Origin of the sequence: Streptomyces sp. DH37, assembly GCF_029813835.1 — a bacterium.
In the GTDB taxonomy this organism is placed as follows: Bacteria; Actinomycetota; Actinomycetes; order Streptomycetales; family Streptomycetaceae; genus Streptomyces.
The window spans coordinates 27,504-42,756 of the sequence record NZ_JARVKV010000026.1 but is presented as its reverse complement, the minus strand read 5'-3'; the positions used below and the strand labels follow the sequence as shown (position 1 = coordinate 42,756).

Genomic DNA, 15,253 nt, shown 5'->3' with positions numbered 1-15,253 from the left:
TAGCAGACGGTTCGTCACATGATCAGTGGGCATGGCGGCTGACGCCGGTTCACGGCGCACGGTTCCGCCCCGTTTCCCCCGAGGACTCCCCGAGGAGAGGTATGCCGAAGAAGAGGTATGTCGGATGACGGTCTCGGACCACACAACCCAGGCCTCCGGGCGCGTCTCCCAGTCGGCCTTCGACGGCTCCAGGCTCCGGGTCATCCTGCTGCTCGACATCCACGACGGGGCCCAGCAGGAGTTCCTCGACGCGTACGAGCACATGCGCAACCAGGTGGCGTCCGTGCCCGGCCACATCAGCGACCAGCTCTGCCAGTCCATCGAGAACCCCTCCCAGTGGCTCATCACCAGCGAGTGGGAGAGCGCGCCGCCCTTCCTCGCCTGGGTGAACAGCGAGGAGCACCTGGAGACGGTCAGGCCGCTGCACGGCTGCGTCCGCGACACCCGATCGCTGCGCTTCAGCGTCCTGCGCGAGACCTTCGGCGGCAGCGCCGCGGACGCCCCGGCCAGGAGCGGGCTGCAGGCCTCCCCGCGGCCGGGCGACGGCGTGGTGCGCCACGCCCTGACCTTCACCGTCAAACCCGGCAGTGAGTCCAAGGTCGCCGAGATCCTCTCCGACTACGCCCCGCCCGAGCCGCGGGTGGACGACACCACCCGGCTGTGCCGCACCTCGCTGTTCATGCACGGCAACCGGGTCGTGCGGGCCGTCGAGGTGCGCGGCGACCTGCTCGCCGCGCTGCGCCACGTCGCCCGGCAGCCCGAGGTGCGCGCGGTCGAGGAGGCCATCAACCCCCACCTGGAGCAGGACCGGGACCTCGACGACCCGCAATCCGCGCGGGCGTTCTTCACCCGGGCCGCGCTGCCGGCCGTGCACCACGTGACGTCCTGCGTGCCGCCGTCGCCGCGGGTGCGGCGGCACGCGCTGTACTACCCGGCCAGGGAGGGCCGCGGCATGGACCTGGCGCGGCTGCTCTCCCGGCAGGACGAGCTCGCCGCGGACGACCCGCACAGCCCGGTCCGCGCCAGCACCGTCTTCCAGCGCGACGACATCGTCGTACGGCTGGTCGAGGTGGAGGGCGAGCCCGACTCCGCACCCGCCCGGGTCCTCGGCCTCGGGGAGCCCGGGAGCGCCGCCGAGATCGCACGCCTGCTCGACGTCGAGGCCCTCGGGATCGACGGCCCCCCGACCGGCGAACGCGAGGCCATGCGCCTGCTGTCGCACGCCGGCATGCGGCTCGTCACCGACCGCACCGCACCGGGCTCCTGACGCCCGTCGGCCGCTCCGCCGGCCGGTACATCCGCGCAACACCGCCCTTCCCCACGGAGTGACCGACCATGACCAAGCAGTTCCCACGCATCGTCGACCTCGGCGAGATCGAGCCCAACCGCAGGCGCGGAGGCGATCTGCGCGCCATGCTCACGCCCGCCACCGTGGGCTCGACCAGCGGTTTCATGGGCCTGGCCATCGTGCAGCCCGGAGACCGCATCGGCGAGCACTACCACCCGTACTCCGAGGAGTTCGTGTACGTCGTCAGCGGCTCCCTCGAGGTGGACCTGGACGGGGAGCCCCACCCCCTCTCCCCCGACCAGGGGCTGATGATCCCCGCGCACATGCGGCACCGGTTCCGCAACGTCGGCGACACCGAGGCCCGCCTCGTCTTCCACCTGGGGCCCCTGGCCCCCCGGCCCGAGCTCGGCCACGTCGACACCGAGGAGACCACCCCCGGCCAGGCCGCCGGCGACCGGGCTGCGCAGCCCACCGGGGCGGTGTCGTGACCCGACGCGTGGCCGTCACCGGTCTGGGCGTGGTGGCGCCGGGCGGCATCGGCGTCCCGGCGTTCTGGGACCTCCTGGCGAACGGCCGCACCGCGACCCGGGGCATCACCCTCTTCGACCCCGCGGGCCTGCGCTCGCGGATCGCGGCGGAGTGCGACTTCGAGCCGCTCGCGCACGGACTGACGGTGGAGCAGACCGAGCGCTGCGACCGGTACGTGCAGTTCGCGCTGGTCGCCGCCGCGGAGGCGGTCCGCGACGCGGGCCTGGACCCGCGGCGCGAGGACCCCTGGCGCCTGGGCGTCAGCCTGGGCACCGCGGTCGGCGGCACCACCCGTCTGGAGCACGACTACGTCCTGGTCAGCGAGCGCGGGTCCCGCTGGGACGTCGACCACCGGCGGGCCGGCCCGCACCTGCACCGCGCCTTCTCGCCCAGCACGCTCGCCTCGACGGTCGCCGAGGAGTTCAGCGTCCGCGGCCCGGTGCAGACCGTCTCCACCGGCTGCACCTCGGGGCTGGACGCCGTCGGGTACGCCTTCCACGCCATCGAGGAGGGCCGGACGGACGTCTGCGTCGCCGGCGCGGCGGACTCGCCGATCTCGCCGATCACCATGGCCTGCTTCGACGCCATCAAGGCGACCTCGCCGAACAACGACGACCCCGAGCACGCGTCCCGGCCGTTCGACGCCGACCGCGACGGCTTCGTGATGGGGGAGGGCGGCGCGGTGCTGGTCCTGGAGGAGCTGGAGCACGCCCGTGCCCGCGGGGCGCGCGTGTACTGCGAGATCGCGGGCTACGCCACCTACGGCAACGCGTACCACATGACCGGTCTGACCGGCGAGGGCCTGGAGATGGCGCGGGCGATCGACACCGCGCTCGACCACGCCCGCCTCGACGGCTCGGACATCGACTACGTCAACGCGCACGGTTCGGGCACCCGGCAGAACGACCGCCACGAGACCGCGGCGGTCAAGCGGTCCCTGGGCGCCCACGCGTACGACACGCCGATGAGCTCGATCAAGTCCATGGTGGGCCACTCGCTCGGCGCCATCGGCTCCATCGAGGTCGCCGCCTGCGTGCTGGCCCTGGCCCACCAGGTGGTGCCGCCCACGGCGAACTACGAGACACCGGATCCCGAGTGCGACCTGGACTACGTGCCGCGCACGGCGCGTGAGCGGAGGCTGCGCGGCGTGCTGTCGGTGGGCAGCGGCTTCGGCGGCTTCCAGTCCGCGGTGGTGCTGACCGGGCCGGGCGGGAGGACACGATGAACCCGCGACGCATCCGGCGCGCGGTCGTCACCGGCATCGGCGTCGTGGCGCCGGGCGGGGTCGGCACGGAGGCCTTCTGGAAGTCGGCCGTGGAGGGCGTCGGCGCCCTGGACCGCATCACCCGCGAGGGCTGCGGGCACCTGCCGCTGCGGGTCGCGGGCGAGGTCCGCGGCTTCGACCCGGCCGAGGCCGTCGAGGGCAACTACCTCGTCCAGACCGACCGGTTCACCCACTTCGCGATGGCCGCGACCGCGATGGCGCTGGAGGACGCCCGGCTCGGCCGCGCCGACATCGGCTCGCCCTACTCGGTGGGCGTGGTCACCGCCGCCGGCTCCGGCGGCGGCGAGTTCGGGCAGCGCGAACTGCAGAAGCTGTGGGGGCGGGGCTCCCGCCACGTGGGCCCGTACCAGTCCATCGCCTGGTTCTACGCGGCCAGCACCGGCCAGATCTCCATCCGGGGCGGCTTCAAGGGCCCCTGCGGCGTCGTGGCCGCCGACGAGGCCGGCGGCCTGGACGCCCTGGCGCACGCCGCCCGCGCCGTGGGGCGCGGCACCGACGGTGTCGTCGTGGGCGCGGCCGAGGCGCCGCTGGCCCCGTACTCGATGGTCTGCCAGCTGGGGTACCCCGAGCTCAGCACCGAGGACGACCCGGAGCGCGCCTACCGCCCCTTCACCGCCGCCGCCCGCGGCTTCGTGCCCGCCGAGGGCGGCGCCATGCTCGTGGTGGAGGAGGAGGACGCGGCCCTCCGCCGCGGGGCCGAGCCCCGGGCCACGGTGGCCGGCCACGCCGCCACGTTCACCGGGGCGTCCCGGTGGGACCGGTCCCGCGAGGGACTGGCCCGGGCGATCCGCACCGCGCTGGCGGAGGCCGGCTGCGCCCCGGAGGAGGTCGACGTCGTGTTCGCCGACGCCCTCGGAACGGCCGAGGCGGACCGGGCCGAGGCCCTGGCGATCGCCGACGCCCTGGGCGCGCACGGGCGGCGCGTGCCCGTCACCGCACCGAAGACGGGCACCGGCCGGGCCTACTGCGGGGCGCCCGTGCTGGACGCCGCGGCGGCCGTGCTCGCCATGGAGCACGGCCTGGTCCCGCCCACCCCCAACGTCTCCGACATCTGCCATGACCTGGACCTGGTGACCTCCCGGGCGCGCTCCGCCGAGCTGCGCACGGCCCTGGTCCTCAGCCGGGGCCTCATGGGCTCGAACGCGGCGCTCGTGCTGCGGCGCGAAACCGGACAACCCACCCACCGAAGGAGTGCATCCGCATGACCGATCAGATGACGGGCCAGGTGACCGTCGAGGAACTGGCCGCGCTGATGAAGCAGACCGCGGGCGTCACCGTCGACCCCCAGGACCTGCGGCACCGGGCAGACTCCGGGTTCGACGCCTTCGGCCTCGACTCGCTCGGGCTGCTCGGCATCGTGGGCGAACTGGAGAAGCGCTACGGCCGGGACATGCCGGAGCGGGCGGAGCAGTGCAGGACGCCCCGCGAGTTCCTCGGCTTCGTCAACGGCGTCCTGACGGCGGAGGCGTGACATGGCCGGGCACACCGAGAACGAGATCGTCATCGCCGCCCCCCTGGACCTCGTCTGGGACATGACCAACGACATCGAGAACTGGCCGCGGCTGTTCAGCGAGTACGCGTCCGTCGAAATCCTCTCCCGCGACGGCGACAGCACGACGTTCCGCCTGACCATGCACCCGGACGAGAACGGCACGGTGTGGAGCTGGGTCTCCGAGCGGACCGCCGACCGCGACGGCCTCACCGTGCGGGCGCGCCGCGTCGAGACCGGCCCCTTCCGGTACATGGACATCCGCTGGGAGTACGCGCAGACCCCGGACGGCGTGCGGATGCGCTGGACGCAGGACTTCGCGATGAAGCCGGACGCGCCGGTCGACGACGCGTGGATGACGCAGAACATCAACCGCAACTCCCGCGTCCAGATGGCCCTCATCCGGGACCGGATCGAGCAGCGCGCGCGGGAGGCCCACACCCCCGCGGCGATGGCCGACTGAGGAAGGGAACCCCGTGCACCACACTCTGATCGTCGCCCGGATGGAACCGGGGGCGGCACCGGACATCGCGAGGGTGTTCGCCGACTCCGACCGCGGCGAGCTGCCGCACCTGGTGGGCGTCGCCCGGCGCGGCCTCTTCCAGTTCGGCGATGTGTACATGCACCTCATCGAGAGCGAGCGGGACCCCGGGCCGGCCATCGCCGCGGCGGTGGACCACCCGGAGTTCCGCGCCGTCAGCGAACGGCTGTCGGCGTACGTCAGGCCGTACGACCCGGAGACCTGGCGCGGCCCCAGGGACGCGATGGCGCGGTGCTTCTACCGGTGGGAGCGCGACGGCGCGCCCCTGCCGCAGGGCTGACGGCCCTGCCCGACCACAAGAATCGAGGCCGTGCATGACAACCGTTGGAACCGCTCCCCCGCCGCCCATGCGGCTGCGGGAGCTCGCATTCGGGGCGGCGTGCGCCGCCGCCGTGCGCGCGGCCGCCCGGCTGGGCGTGGCCGACGCGCTGGGGGACGACCCCATGAGCGCCGAGGAACTGGCGGCCGAGGTGAAGGCGGAGCCGCGGCCGCTGCGGCGGCTGCTGCGCGCCCTGTCCTGCCACGGCGTCTTCGCCGAGGACGGTGACGGGAGGTTCGCGCACACCGAGGTGTCGCGGCTGCTGCGCGAGGACGACCCCCACAGCCTGCGGGACGTCGTGCTGTGGTGCACCGAGCCGTGGACCTGGGACGCGTGGCCGCTGCTCGACGAGGCCGTGCGCTCGGACCGCAGCGTCGTCCCGGGCCTGTACGGCAAGGAGTTCTTCACCTACCTCCACCAGGACGCGCCCGAGTCGGCCCACGTCTTCAACCGCGCGATGACGCGTTCCAGCGAGCAGTCCGCGCGGGACGTCGCGGCGTTCCTCGACCTGTCGGACGCGGAGTCCGTCGCCGACGTCGGGGGCGGCCAGGGGCACGTGGTGGCGTGCCTGCTGGAGCGGTACCCGCGGATGCGGGGCGCCCTGCTCGACCTGCCGCCGGTGGTGGCCAACGCCGACCCGCGGCTGCGGGAGGGCGGGGCGCTCGCCGACCGGGTGCGGATCGTGCCCGGCGACTGCCGCACCGCCGTTCCCGTCCGCGCCGATGTGTACATCGTCAAGAACATCCTGGAGTGGGACGACGACAGCACCCGCAGGACGCTGCGGAACATCGTCGGGGCGGCACGGCCCGGAGCCCGGGTCGTCGTCATCGAGAACCTCGTCGACGACACCCCGTCGATGCGGTTCACCACCGCGATGGACCTGCTGCTCCTGCTCAACGTGGGCGGCGCCAAGCACACCGAGCGCAGCATGGCGCAGCGGCTGACCGAGGCCGGTCTGGTCATCGGCTCCGTCCGCCCGGTGAACCCGTACCTGCACGCCTTCGAGTGCACCGTCCCGCGGGACGGGCGGACGGGCGCCGGCCCGGTGCGATGACGTGCGCGGCGGCGGGGGCCGGCGAACGGGCCGGCCCCCGCCGCACGGTGACGTCCCGGCCACGCGCCGCGGGGGGGGCGGCCCGTCAGCGGTCCGGGGGCGGGGGCGGCGGAGGGGCCATCACCCAGCGGATCGTCCTGGTGAGCCCGTGCCCGGCGAGCCGTACGGCGGTCCCCTCGACCACCGGGAGGTACGGCAGCCGCAGCGGATCGCGGGCCCAGCGCGGCAGCAGGGCCACGGCGCTGGCGGCGAGCACGCCGTACGGCGGACGGGCGGCCCAGGGCAGCGGAGGGTGGCGGAGGAGGAACCGGGCGGCCTCCCGGGCCTGCGGGGTGGCCCGCAGCTCGGCCCGGTAGCCGTCGAGCCGGGCGGCGAGTGCGGCCTGGTCGGTGGGCGGGTCGCGCACACCGAGCGCCGCGGCCACCCGGGCGGCGTCCGCGACGTACCCGTCGTATCCGGCGTCGTCCAGCGGCCGGGCGCCGTAGCGCCGGTGGGCGCGCAGGAAGCTGTCGACCTCGGCGACGTGCACCCAGCCCAGCAGGTGCGGATCGGAGGCGGCGTACTCCTCACCCTCCGGGGTGGTGCCGCGCACCCGCCGGTGCACCGCCCTCACCCGGCCGACCGCCCGCTCCGCGTCCTCGGCGGTGCCGAACGTCGTCACCGCCAGGAAGGTGCTGGTGCGCTGCAACCGGCCCCAGGGGTCGCCCCGGTAGCCCGAGTGGGCCGCGACCGCGGCCATGGCCAGGGGGTGCAGGGACTGGAGGAGCAGGGCGCGTAGACCGCCCACGAACATGGACGCGTCACCGTGCACCTCGCGGATCGGCCGGTCGGGCCCGAACCACCGGGGTCCGGGCGTGTCGTGGATGCGCGACCGGGTGGCCGCTCCCCGCGGTCCGGCGACCCGGGCGAACAGCTCCGCACCCAGCCGGCGCCGCACCGTGTCGAGACCGGGGACCGCCGGTGTGCCGACCGCCATGCCTGCCACTGTACGCCGGGAGGCCGCGCCGGCGGGCGGGCCCGGCGCGCGGCGGACCGGGACGGGGGCAGGGCCGGGACGGGGCAGGCGGGTGTCGCGGACGGGCACGGCGTGAGCCGGCCGTGCCGCGAGCGGGCGCCGGGCGGCCGGTCCGCGGATGTCGATCAAGGTGTGTCCGCCCGGGGAAACGGGGTATCCGGCGGAGCGGTCGACCACTTCGTCCGTTCCGTCTCTGCCGAGGAGTCCACATGCCTCCCGCCACGTCCGACGTCGTCGAGCTGATCCTGCGCGACCACCGCAGGATGGAGGACCTGTTCCGCACGATGCGCAACGCCGAGGCCGACCGGGCCGGGGCGCTGGGCGAGTTCGCCGCTCTGCTGGTCGCCCACTCCCTGGCCGAGGAGGAGAAGGTCTACCCCGCCCTGCGGCGCTACAAGAACGTCGACGACGAGGACGTCGAGCACAGCGTGCACGAGCACAGCGAGGCCAACGAGGCGCTGCTCGCCCTGCTGGAGGTGGAGGACACCTCCTCCGACGAGTGGGACGAGAAGCTGGAGGAACTCGTCACGGCCGTCAACCACCACGCGGACGAGGAGGAGCGCACCCTGCTCAACGACGCCCGCGAGAACGTCGCCGACAGCCGGCGCGCCGCACTCGGGAAGGCCTTCGCCGAGGCGCGCGCCGAGCACCTGGACGCCGGCTGCGGAAGCGTCGAGAACGTCCGCAAGATCGTGGAGTCCAAGGGGAGTTGACCGCCCGGCCCCGGCGAGGGGCGTGGGGGCCGGGACGGGAGCGGGCGTCCCGGCCTCAGAGCAGCAGCAGGTGCGGTCCCCCTGCGGTCGTCGCCGCGGTCACCAGCCGGTCGAAGGGCTTCTGGTCGATCCGGGCGACGACCGCGCGGCCGGCGAACGCGCCGCCCAGCACCCCGTACGAGCCGGCCGCGGAGCGCCCGGGCGCCTCCCCCGGCCCGTCGCCGTCGGCGGCCACGCGGCGCCGCCACAGCGCCACGGCGGCCATGAGGAGCGGGATCGCGCCGATCGAGCGCCGGATCACCGTGTCGCCGGCCCACGCCGTGAACGCCGTCCCGGCCACGACGCCGACGGCCACCGCGGGGAACGGGCGCAGCGGCGTCGGCCCGTGCGCGTGCCGGCGGTAGGCGACCACGGCGACCGCGTCCCCCACCGGCAGCAGGGGCGGCAGCACGCCGGTGGGCTCACGTACCGGGAGCACCGCGGCGGAGACGGCGAGGCTGACCGCGTCGGCCCCGTCGACCGCCGTCCTGGAGAAGCCGACGAGCGGCGCGGGCGCGCCGGTCTCAGCCGGCGATCTCCTCCAGCCCCGCGAGCAGCCGGTCGACGTCCTCCGCATTCGTGTACGGCGCCAGCCCGGCCCGTACCGCCCCGGCGTCGCCGAGCCCCAGCCGGCGCGACGCCTCCAGCGCGTAGAAGTGGCTCGCGGGCGCGTTCACGCCGAGCCGGGCCAGACGCTCGTGGACCTCCCGGCCTGCGACGCCGTCCACGGAGAGGAACACCGTCGGCGTGCGGCGTTCCGGCGCGCCGTGCAGGCGTACGCGCCCGATCCGCGACAGTCCGTCGAGCAGCCGGGCGAACAGCCGCTCCTCATGGGCCTCGACGGCCCGCATCGACTCCAGGACGCGATCGCGCCGGTCCCGTGCCGGGGAGGCGGAGGGGGCGATGGAGGCGATGTAGTCCACGGCGGCCGTGGTGCCCGCGAGGAGTTCGTACGGCAGGGTGCCCAGCTCGAAGCGCTCGGGGACGTCGTCGGTGGAGGGCAGCAGCTTGTCCGGGCGCAGTCCGGCCAGCAGCGCGGGCGCGGCGACGACCACCCCGTGGTGGGGGCCGAAGAACTTGTAGGGCGAGCAGGTGTAGAAGTCGGCCCCCAGCGCGGCGACGTCGACCGGCGTGTGCGGGGTCAGGTGCACGCCGTCGACGTACAGCAGCGCCCCCGCCGCGTGGACCGCGTCGGCGATCGCCGGGACGTCGGGGCGCGTCCCCAGGACGTTCGAGGCCCCGGTGACCGCGACCAGTCTGGTGCGGCCGGTGATCCGGGCCCGGATGTCGTCGGCGGTCAGCTCCCCCGTCGACGGGTCGAAGTCGGCCCACCGGACCACCGCCCCGGCGGACTCGGCCGCCTGGATCCAGGGGCGGATGTTGGAGTCGTGGTCGAGCCGCGTGACGACGACCTCGTCGCCGGCCCTCCACCCCTTGGCCAGGGCCCGCGCGACGTCGTACGTGGCCTGCGTCGCCGACCGCGCGAAGACCACCCCGCGCGCGTCGCAGCCCAGCAGGTCCGCGACCGCCCGGCGCGCCTCGGCGACCACCCGCTCGGCGCGGCGCTCCGCCGCGGTCACCGTGCCGCGGTTGGAGATGCCCGAGCACATGGCCGCGGCCACCGCCTCGGCGACCTGGCGGGGCACCTGGGTGCCGCCCGGCCCGTCGAAGTGGGCCACGCCCTCGGCGAGGGCGGGGAAGTCGTCGCGGATGGCGGAGAGGTCGGCGTTCACGGGACCATCCTGCCCGGCGCCGCGAGGACGCGGGCACGCGGCCCGTCCGTACGTCTCCCGGACCGCCCGTCCCGGCCCGCGTCACCGGCGCCGTGGCCGCCCTGCGTTCCCGTCACGGCGCCCCACCGGGCCCGGCGGCGCCGCGGTGCGGTCCGTCCGGCACGGCGGCGGTGCCGGCGGTGTCGGCGGTGCCGGGGGTGCCGTTGAAGATCGGCCCCTGGCGGGAGGGGGCCTGGTTGAGCACCCACAGGCCGGTCAGCGTGGCCAGCAGGAAGACGACGGTGACCAGGACGGCCAGCACCAGCCTGCGCCGGCGCTCCCGGCGGAGCCAGCCGCCGCGGGCGGTGCGGTAGGCGTCGGGGGCCGCGTGGACGCCGCCCGCCAGGGCCTCCAGCGCCTCGCGCAGCCTCTCCTCCGTACCGGGACCGCCGGGGGTCCGGGGGGTGCGGGGGATCCGGGGAACGCTCATCGCCGGGCCTCCATCGCCTGGGTCAGGGCCGCGATGCCGCGCGAGGTGTGCGTCTTGACCGAACCGGCCGAGATCCCCATGGCGGCGGCGATCTCGCTCTCCTTCAGTCCCAGCCAGTGGCGCAGGACGAGGGCCTCGCGCTGCCGGGCGGGAAGCTGCTGGAGTGCGTCGATCAGCACCCGCTGGTCGTCCCGGAGGAGCGCGGAGTTCTCGGCGGAGGCGACCGGTTCGGACGGCGGGGGCTCCATGTGCCTGCGGGCCACCTGGAGATGGCGTATGCGCATCCGGGTCAGGTTGCAGACGACCGACCGCAGGTAGGCCTCCGCGGAACCGGGCTCGCGCAGCCTCCTCCACTTCCGGTAGATCTGGTAGTACGCCTCGGCCACGATGTTCTCGGGGTCGTCGGCGCCCAGCAGTGTGGCCAGGCGCAGCATCGGCGTGTAGTGGAGGCTGAAGAGCCGGGCCACCGCCGCCTCGCGTTCCGGCTCCAGTTCCTCGGCGTCCGTCCGCGGCGGCACCGCCGGCGCGGACGCCGGAGCGGGAGCCGGGGGCTCCTGCTCCGGCGGCTCCGGCGGGGCGGGCCGGACGGGGCGGGCCGGACGGGCGGACGGCAGGACGGCGGCGCGGGCGGTGCGCCCGGACCGGGTGCGGATGGGTCTCACGGAGTGTTCGCTCCCGTCTCGGGGCGGTGTCTGACGGCCATGCGGGGCGGAAGGGTGGTGGCGTCCGGGCCCCGGGGGATCCCGGCGCGGTCGAGGAGGGGGGTGGCGGCCACCGCGACGGCCAGGTTCAGCAGCAGGGCGGCGAGCCCGGCGTAGACCTCCAGGCCGGCCGGGCCGAAGGGCACCACCGGGGAGAAGCCCTCGCGTACGACCATGACGGTGCCGGCCGCCATCCCGGTGGCCCAGCCGGCGAGCAGCGCGCGGTGGTGCAGGCGGCGGGTGAAGAGTCCGACCGCCACCGCCGGGAGGATCTGCAGGATCCACACGCCGCCCAGCAGCTGGAGGTTGACGGCGGCCTGGTCGCGCAGGCCGAACACGAAGGCGACCGCCCCCGCCTTGGCGGTGAGCGAGACCGCCTTGGCGATCCTGACCTGGCGCTTGGGGGTCGCGGTGGGGTGGACGTACTCGACGTACACGTTCCGCACGAAGGAGGTGGCGGCCGCGATCGACATCACGGCGGCCGGGACCAGCGCGCCCACCACGAGCGCCCCGAGGACCAGCCCGGCCAGCGGTCCCGGCATCAGCCGGTCGACCAGCATGGGGACCGCGGCCTCCGCACCGCCGCGCGGGGTGCGCACCCCGGCGGCGAGGGCGGCGATGCCGAGCAGCCCGAACAGGGCGAGCACCGCCGTCCAGGCGGGCAGGGCGATGGAGACCCGGCGCAGCACCCCGGTGCCGGAGGCCGCGAAACCGGCGGTGAGCACGTGCGGGTACATCAGCAGGGCCAGCGCCGAGCCCAGCGCGAGGGTGCCGAAGGCCGACTGCTGGTGCGGGGCGAGGACGAGCGGGGCGCCCTCCGCCCCCCGCTCGGCGAGCGTGCGCCCGGCCGCGTCGAAGACCGCGCCGGGCCCGCCCAGGTGCTCCAGGACCAGCCAGACGGTGAGCAGGACCGAACCGAAGACGGCCACGCCCTTGAGGGCGGAGATGACGGTGGGCGCCCGCAGACCGTGCCGGTAGGTGGCCACCGCCAGTCCCGCGAACAGCGCGGCCATCGCCAGGTCCCCGGCGGCCCCGCTCGGGTACAGGCCGCCCGCGGTGAGCACCGCGCGGATCCCCAGCAATTGGAGGGCGAGGTACGGCATGGTCGCGAGGATGCCGGTGAGGGCGACCACCAGCGCCAGCGGCGGCGACCCGTAGCGTCCGCGGACGAAGTCGGCCACGGTGACGTAGCCGTGGCGGCGGGCCACGGACCACAGCCGGGGCAGCAGGACGAACGCCAGCGGGCAGACGATCACGGTGTAGGGGAGCGCGAAGAAGGCGGTGGCCCCGCTGCCGTAGGCCAGCCCGGGCACGGCCGTGAAGGTGTAGGCGGTGAAGACCGTGCCGCCGAGCAGCAGCCAGGTCCAGGCGGTGCCCAGGCTCCGGTCGGCGAGCGCCCAGCCCTCCAGCGACGGCAGGCGGTCGCGGGCGTGGAGGCGGCGGGCGGTGACGGCCAGGAGCGATGCTCCGCCGATGACGGCGAGGAACGCCGCGACCATGGCGCCGTCGGCCATCGTTCACCGTCCTTGGAGTGCGATTCCCCCGCTCGCCGGTTGCCCGGCCCCTGCTCGTCGTCGGCAGGGGAACCAGGGAAATCCGCCGGAAATCCGTTGTCAACCCGATCGCGGTGAGCGGCAACTCTTGCACAGACCACACCGGCCGCGGCCTCCGCGGCCCGTGGTCCGCACCGTCCGTCACCGAGGCAACCACCGAGACGAGGAGCCGTCATGCCCGCACCCGCCGCCTCCGGCGCGTCGACCAGACCCAGATCGATCCTGCTGTGGACCGCCGTCGCCCTGCTCGGAGCGGTGGGCTGGGGCATGGTGGCCCTCGTGCGGGGCGAGGAGATATCCGCGATCTGGTTGGTGGTCGCCGCCCTGGGCTCGTACGCCATCGCCTACCGCTTCTACTCGCGCTTCATCGCCCGGCGCGTCCTGCAGCCCGACGACACCCGCGCCACCCCGGCCGAGCGGCTGGAGGACGGCGTCGACTACCAGCCCACCGACCGCCGGGTGCTGTTCGGCCACCACTTCGCCGCCATCGCGGGAGCCGGCCCGCTGGTCGGTCCGGTGCTGGCGGCCCAGATGGGCTACCTGCCGGGCACCATCTGGATCGTCGTCGGCGTGATCTTCGCCGGGGCGGTCCAGGACATGGTGATCCTGTTCTTCTCCATGCGCCGGGACGGCAAGAGCCTGGGCCAGATGGCCCGTGACGAGATCGGCCGGGTGGGCGGGGCCGCGGCGCTCATCGGCGTCTTCGCCATCATGATCATCCTGCTGGCGGTGCTCGCGCTGGTCGTCGTCAACGCGCTGGCGCACTCCCCCTGGGGCACCTTCTCGGTCGCCATGACCATCCCCATCGCCTTCTTCATGGGCTTCTACCTGCGCTACCTGCGGCCGGGCCGGGTCCTGGAGACCAGTGTCATCGGCGTGGCCCTGCTGCTGCTCGCGATCGTCGGCGGAGGCTGGATCCAGGACTCGTCGCTGGCCGACGCCTTCGTCTGGAGCCCCACGACCCTGGTCTTCTGCCTGATCGGCTACGGCTTCGTCGCCTCCGTGCTCCCGGTGTGGATGCTCCTGGCCCCCCGCGACTACCTGTCCACCTTCATGAAGGTGGGGACGATCGTGCTGCTGGCCGTCGGCGTGGTGGTCGCCGCGCCGACGCTGAAGGCCGACGCGGTGACCCCCTTCGCCTCCTCGGGCGACGGGCCGGTCTTCGCCGGGGCGCTGTTCCCGTTCCTGTTCATCACCATCGCCTGCGGCGCGCTGTCCGGCTTCCACGCGCTGGTGTCCTCCGGCACCACGCCGAAGCTGATCCAGAAGGAGTCCCAGGTCCGCATGATCGGCTACGGCTCCATGCTGATGGAGTCCTTCGTCGCCGTCATGGCGCTGGTCGCCGCGTGCGTCATCGACCCGGGTCTGTACTACGCGATGAACGCCCCGGCGGGCCTGCTGGGCTCCACCGTGGAGAGCGCCTCGCAGGCGGTGGCGAACCTGGGGTTCACCATCAGCCCCGATCAGCTGGCCGCGGCGGCCAAGGCCGTCGAGGAGGAGACCCTGATCGCGCGCACCGGTGGCGCGCCCACCCTCGCCGTCGGCATGGCGGAGATCTTCTCCCAGGTGTTCGGCGGCGCCGGGATGAAGGCCTTCTGGTACCACTTCGCGATCATGTTCGAGGCGCTGTTCATCCTCACCACGGTGGACGCGGGCACCCGGGTCGGCCGCTTCATGCTCCAGGACATGCTGGGCAACGTCTGGAAGCCCATCGGCCGGGTCACCTGGAAGCCGGGCATCTGGATCACCAGCGCCCTCGTCGTGGGCGCCTGGGGCTACTTCCTCCACGCCGGCGTCACCGACCCGCTCGGCGGCATCAACCAGCTCTTCCCGCTGTTCGGGATCGCCAACCAGCTGCTCGCCGCGATCGCCCTCACCGTCGCCACCACCCTGCTGATCAAGGCCGGGAAACTGCGCTGGGCGTGGGTCACCGGCATCCCGCTGGTCTGGGACGTGGCGGTCACCTTCACCGCCGGCTGGCAGAAGATCTTCTCCGACGACCCCAAGATCGGTTTCTTCGCCAACCGCGAGCGCTTCGCGGACGCCATCGAGGCGGGCGAGGTCCTGGCTCCGGCCAGGACCATGGACGAGATGCACACCGTGGTGCTCAACCAGACCGTCGACGGCGTGATCATGGCCCTGTTCCTGGTGCTCGTCGCCGCCGTGATCGTCAACGCCGCCGTGGTGTGCGTGCGCGCCGTGCGGTCGGCCGAGCCGCTGCCGACCACCGAGGTGCCCTACGTCGAGTCGCGGATCGAGGTCCCGGCCTCGTGGTCGGCGGGGAGGGAGAAGGAGCCGGCGGGGGCGGTGGACCGATGACGGCCGCACTGCTCGACGGGGCGGCGCGACTGCTGCGGGGCGTCCGCTGGTACCTGCGGGAGATCTCCGGCGAGGCGGACTACGAGCGCTTCCGCCGGAAGCACCTGAGCGAGCACCCGGGCGAGCCCGTGCCCTCCCGGCGCGACTACGAGCGGCAGCGCGCCCGGCACCGGGAGGAGCACCCGCAGAGCCGCTGCTGCTGAGGCC

The 15,253-nt window shown here is 74.4% G+C and carries 17 protein-coding genes; 11 read left to right on the top strand and 6 right to left on the bottom strand.

Annotation, left to right across the window (positions count from 1 at the left end; all coding sequences use genetic code 11):
- The first annotated feature begins 124 nt into the window (after positions 1-124).
- The 8 genes from QC029_RS15215 (at position 125) to QC029_RS15180 (ending at position 6,504) form a co-directional block, all read left to right on the top strand.
- Entirely contained in the window at positions 125-1,267 is a 1,143-nt protein-coding gene (locus QC029_RS15215) for a SchA/CurD-like domain-containing protein (protein WP_279556187.1), read from the top strand.
- A 68-nt stretch (positions 1,268-1,335) separates the two neighbouring features.
- Positions 1,336-1,776 (top strand): cupin domain-containing protein, encoded by a 441-nt coding sequence (locus tag QC029_RS15210; RefSeq protein WP_279556186.1) that lies wholly within the window; start codon positions 1,336-1,338, stop codon positions 1,774-1,776.
- On the top strand, positions 1,773-3,041 hold the full coding sequence (locus tag QC029_RS15205; RefSeq protein ID WP_279556185.1) for a beta-ketoacyl synthase: 1,269 nt from the start codon (positions 1,773-1,775) through the stop codon (positions 3,039-3,041). The genes QC029_RS15210 and QC029_RS15205 overlap by 4 nt, the downstream gene beginning before the upstream one ends.
- Positions 3,038-4,306 (top strand): ketosynthase chain-length factor, encoded by a 1,269-nt coding sequence (locus QC029_RS15200; protein WP_279556184.1) that lies wholly within the window; start codon positions 3,038-3,040, stop codon positions 4,304-4,306. The genes QC029_RS15205 and QC029_RS15200 overlap by 4 nt, the downstream gene beginning before the upstream one ends.
- A complete protein-coding gene (locus QC029_RS15195; RefSeq protein WP_279556183.1) occupies positions 4,303-4,572 on the top strand; it encodes an acyl carrier protein in 270 nt (89 codons plus the stop codon). The genes QC029_RS15200 and QC029_RS15195 overlap by 4 nt, the downstream gene beginning before the upstream one ends.
- Position 4,573: 1 nt before the next feature.
- The gene (locus tag QC029_RS15190) at positions 4,574-5,053 is read left to right on the top strand and encodes an SRPBCC family protein (RefSeq protein WP_279556182.1); all 480 of its coding nucleotides are present in this window, start codon (positions 4,574-4,576) and stop codon (positions 5,051-5,053) included.
- Positions 5,054-5,066: 13 nt separating this feature from the next.
- Complete coding sequence (locus QC029_RS15185) at positions 5,067-5,411, top strand: TcmI family type II polyketide cyclase (protein WP_279556181.1); 345 nt, start codon at positions 5,067-5,069, stop codon at positions 5,409-5,411.
- A gap of 34 nt (positions 5,412-5,445) precedes the next feature.
- A complete protein-coding gene (locus QC029_RS15180) occupies positions 5,446-6,504 on the top strand; it encodes a methyltransferase (protein WP_279556180.1) in 1,059 nt (352 codons plus the stop codon).
- An 85-nt stretch (positions 6,505-6,589) separates the two neighbouring features.
- Here QC029_RS15180 and QC029_RS15175 read toward each other — a convergent pair whose 3' ends face one another.
- Positions 6,590-7,480 carry an oxygenase MpaB family protein gene (locus QC029_RS15175; protein ID WP_279556179.1) on the bottom strand — a complete coding sequence of 297 codons (891 nt, stop codon included), beginning with the start codon at positions 7,478-7,480 and terminating at the stop codon, positions 6,590-6,592.
- Between the two features lie 248 nt (positions 7,481-7,728).
- On the opposite strand from QC029_RS15175, the gene QC029_RS15170 reads away from it, so the two are divergent.
- Positions 7,729-8,232, top strand: coding sequence for a hemerythrin domain-containing protein (locus QC029_RS15170; protein WP_279556178.1), 504 nt, complete (start codon positions 7,729-7,731; stop codon positions 8,230-8,232).
- 55 nt (positions 8,233-8,287) lie between these two features.
- On the opposite strand, the gene QC029_RS15165 is transcribed toward QC029_RS15170, so the two are convergent.
- From QC029_RS15165 to QC029_RS15145, 5 genes are all read right to left on the bottom strand, one after another.
- Positions 8,288-8,848 carry a hypothetical protein gene (locus tag QC029_RS15165; protein ID WP_279556177.1) on the bottom strand — a complete coding sequence of 187 codons (561 nt, stop codon included), beginning with the start codon at positions 8,846-8,848 and terminating at the stop codon, positions 8,288-8,290.
- Positions 8,796-10,004 carry a cysteine desulfurase-like protein gene (locus QC029_RS15160; protein ID WP_279556176.1) on the bottom strand — a complete coding sequence of 403 codons (1,209 nt, stop codon included), beginning with the start codon at positions 10,002-10,004 and terminating at the stop codon, positions 8,796-8,798. Before QC029_RS15160 ends, QC029_RS15165 begins: the two co-directional genes overlap by 53 nt.
- A 112-nt stretch (positions 10,005-10,116) precedes the next feature.
- Positions 10,117-10,473 (bottom strand): hypothetical protein, encoded by a 357-nt coding sequence (locus tag QC029_RS15155; protein ID WP_279556175.1) that lies wholly within the window; start codon positions 10,471-10,473, stop codon positions 10,117-10,119.
- Positions 10,470-10,991 carry a SigE family RNA polymerase sigma factor gene (locus QC029_RS15150; protein WP_279556218.1) on the bottom strand — a complete coding sequence of 174 codons (522 nt, stop codon included), beginning with the start codon at positions 10,989-10,991 and terminating at the stop codon, positions 10,470-10,472. Before QC029_RS15150 ends, QC029_RS15155 begins: the two co-directional genes overlap by 4 nt.
- 140 nt (positions 10,992-11,131) lie before the next feature.
- Positions 11,132-12,688, bottom strand: coding sequence for a sodium:solute symporter (locus QC029_RS15145; protein WP_279556174.1), 1,557 nt, complete (start codon positions 12,686-12,688; stop codon positions 11,132-11,134).
- A gap of 213 nt (positions 12,689-12,901) precedes the next feature.
- On the opposite strand from QC029_RS15145, the gene QC029_RS15140 reads away from it, so the two are divergent.
- Together QC029_RS15140 and QC029_RS15135 are read left to right on the top strand one after the other, a co-directional pair.
- Positions 12,902-15,046, top strand: a complete 2,145-nt coding sequence (locus tag QC029_RS15140) for a carbon starvation CstA family protein (RefSeq protein ID WP_279556173.1) — start codon at positions 12,902-12,904, stop codon at positions 15,044-15,046.
- Entirely contained in the window at positions 15,043-15,249 is a 207-nt protein-coding gene (locus QC029_RS15135) for a YbdD/YjiX family protein (RefSeq protein WP_279556172.1), read from the top strand. Before QC029_RS15140 ends, QC029_RS15135 begins: the two co-directional genes overlap by 4 nt.
- Positions 15,250-15,253 lie beyond the last annotated feature (4 nt).

Bases quoted from the DNA above. Each gene is read 5' to 3' on its own strand.
- QC029_RS15215 (WP_279556187.1), top strand. From the start codon at position 125: ATGACGGTCTCGGACCACACAACCCAGGCCTCCGGGCGCGTCTCCCAG.
- QC029_RS15210 (WP_279556186.1), top strand. From the start codon at position 1,336: ATGACCAAGCAGTTCCCACGCATCGTCGACCTCGGCGAGATCGAGCCC.
- QC029_RS15200 (WP_279556184.1), top strand. From the start codon at position 3,038: ATGAACCCGCGACGCATCCGGCGCGCGGTCGTCACCGGCATCGGCGTC.
- QC029_RS15195 (WP_279556183.1), top strand. From the start codon at position 4,303: ATGACCGATCAGATGACGGGCCAGGTGACCGTCGAGGAACTGGCCGCG.
- QC029_RS15190 (WP_279556182.1), top strand. From the start codon at position 4,574: ATGGCCGGGCACACCGAGAACGAGATCGTCATCGCCGCCCCCCTGGAC.
- QC029_RS15180 (WP_279556180.1), top strand. From the start codon at position 5,446: ATGACAACCGTTGGAACCGCTCCCCCGCCGCCCATGCGGCTGCGGGAG.
- QC029_RS15175 (WP_279556179.1), bottom strand. From the start codon at position 7,480: ATGGCGGTCGGCACACCGGCGGTCCCCGGTCTCGACACGGTGCGGCGC.
- QC029_RS15170 (WP_279556178.1), top strand. From the start codon at position 7,729: ATGCCTCCCGCCACGTCCGACGTCGTCGAGCTGATCCTGCGCGACCAC.
- QC029_RS15165 (WP_279556177.1), bottom strand. From the start codon at position 8,848: ATGCGGAGGACGTCGACCGGCTGCTCGCGGGGCTGGAGGAGATCGCCG.
- QC029_RS15155 (WP_279556175.1), bottom strand. From the start codon at position 10,473: ATGAGCGTTCCCCGGATCCCCCGCACCCCCCGGACCCCCGGCGGTCCC.
- QC029_RS15145 (WP_279556174.1), bottom strand. From the start codon at position 12,688: ATGGCCGACGGCGCCATGGTCGCGGCGTTCCTCGCCGTCATCGGCGGA.
- QC029_RS15140 (WP_279556173.1), top strand. From the start codon at position 12,902: ATGCCCGCACCCGCCGCCTCCGGCGCGTCGACCAGACCCAGATCGATC.
- QC029_RS15135 (WP_279556172.1), top strand. From the start codon at position 15,043: ATGACGGCCGCACTGCTCGACGGGGCGGCGCGACTGCTGCGGGGCGTC.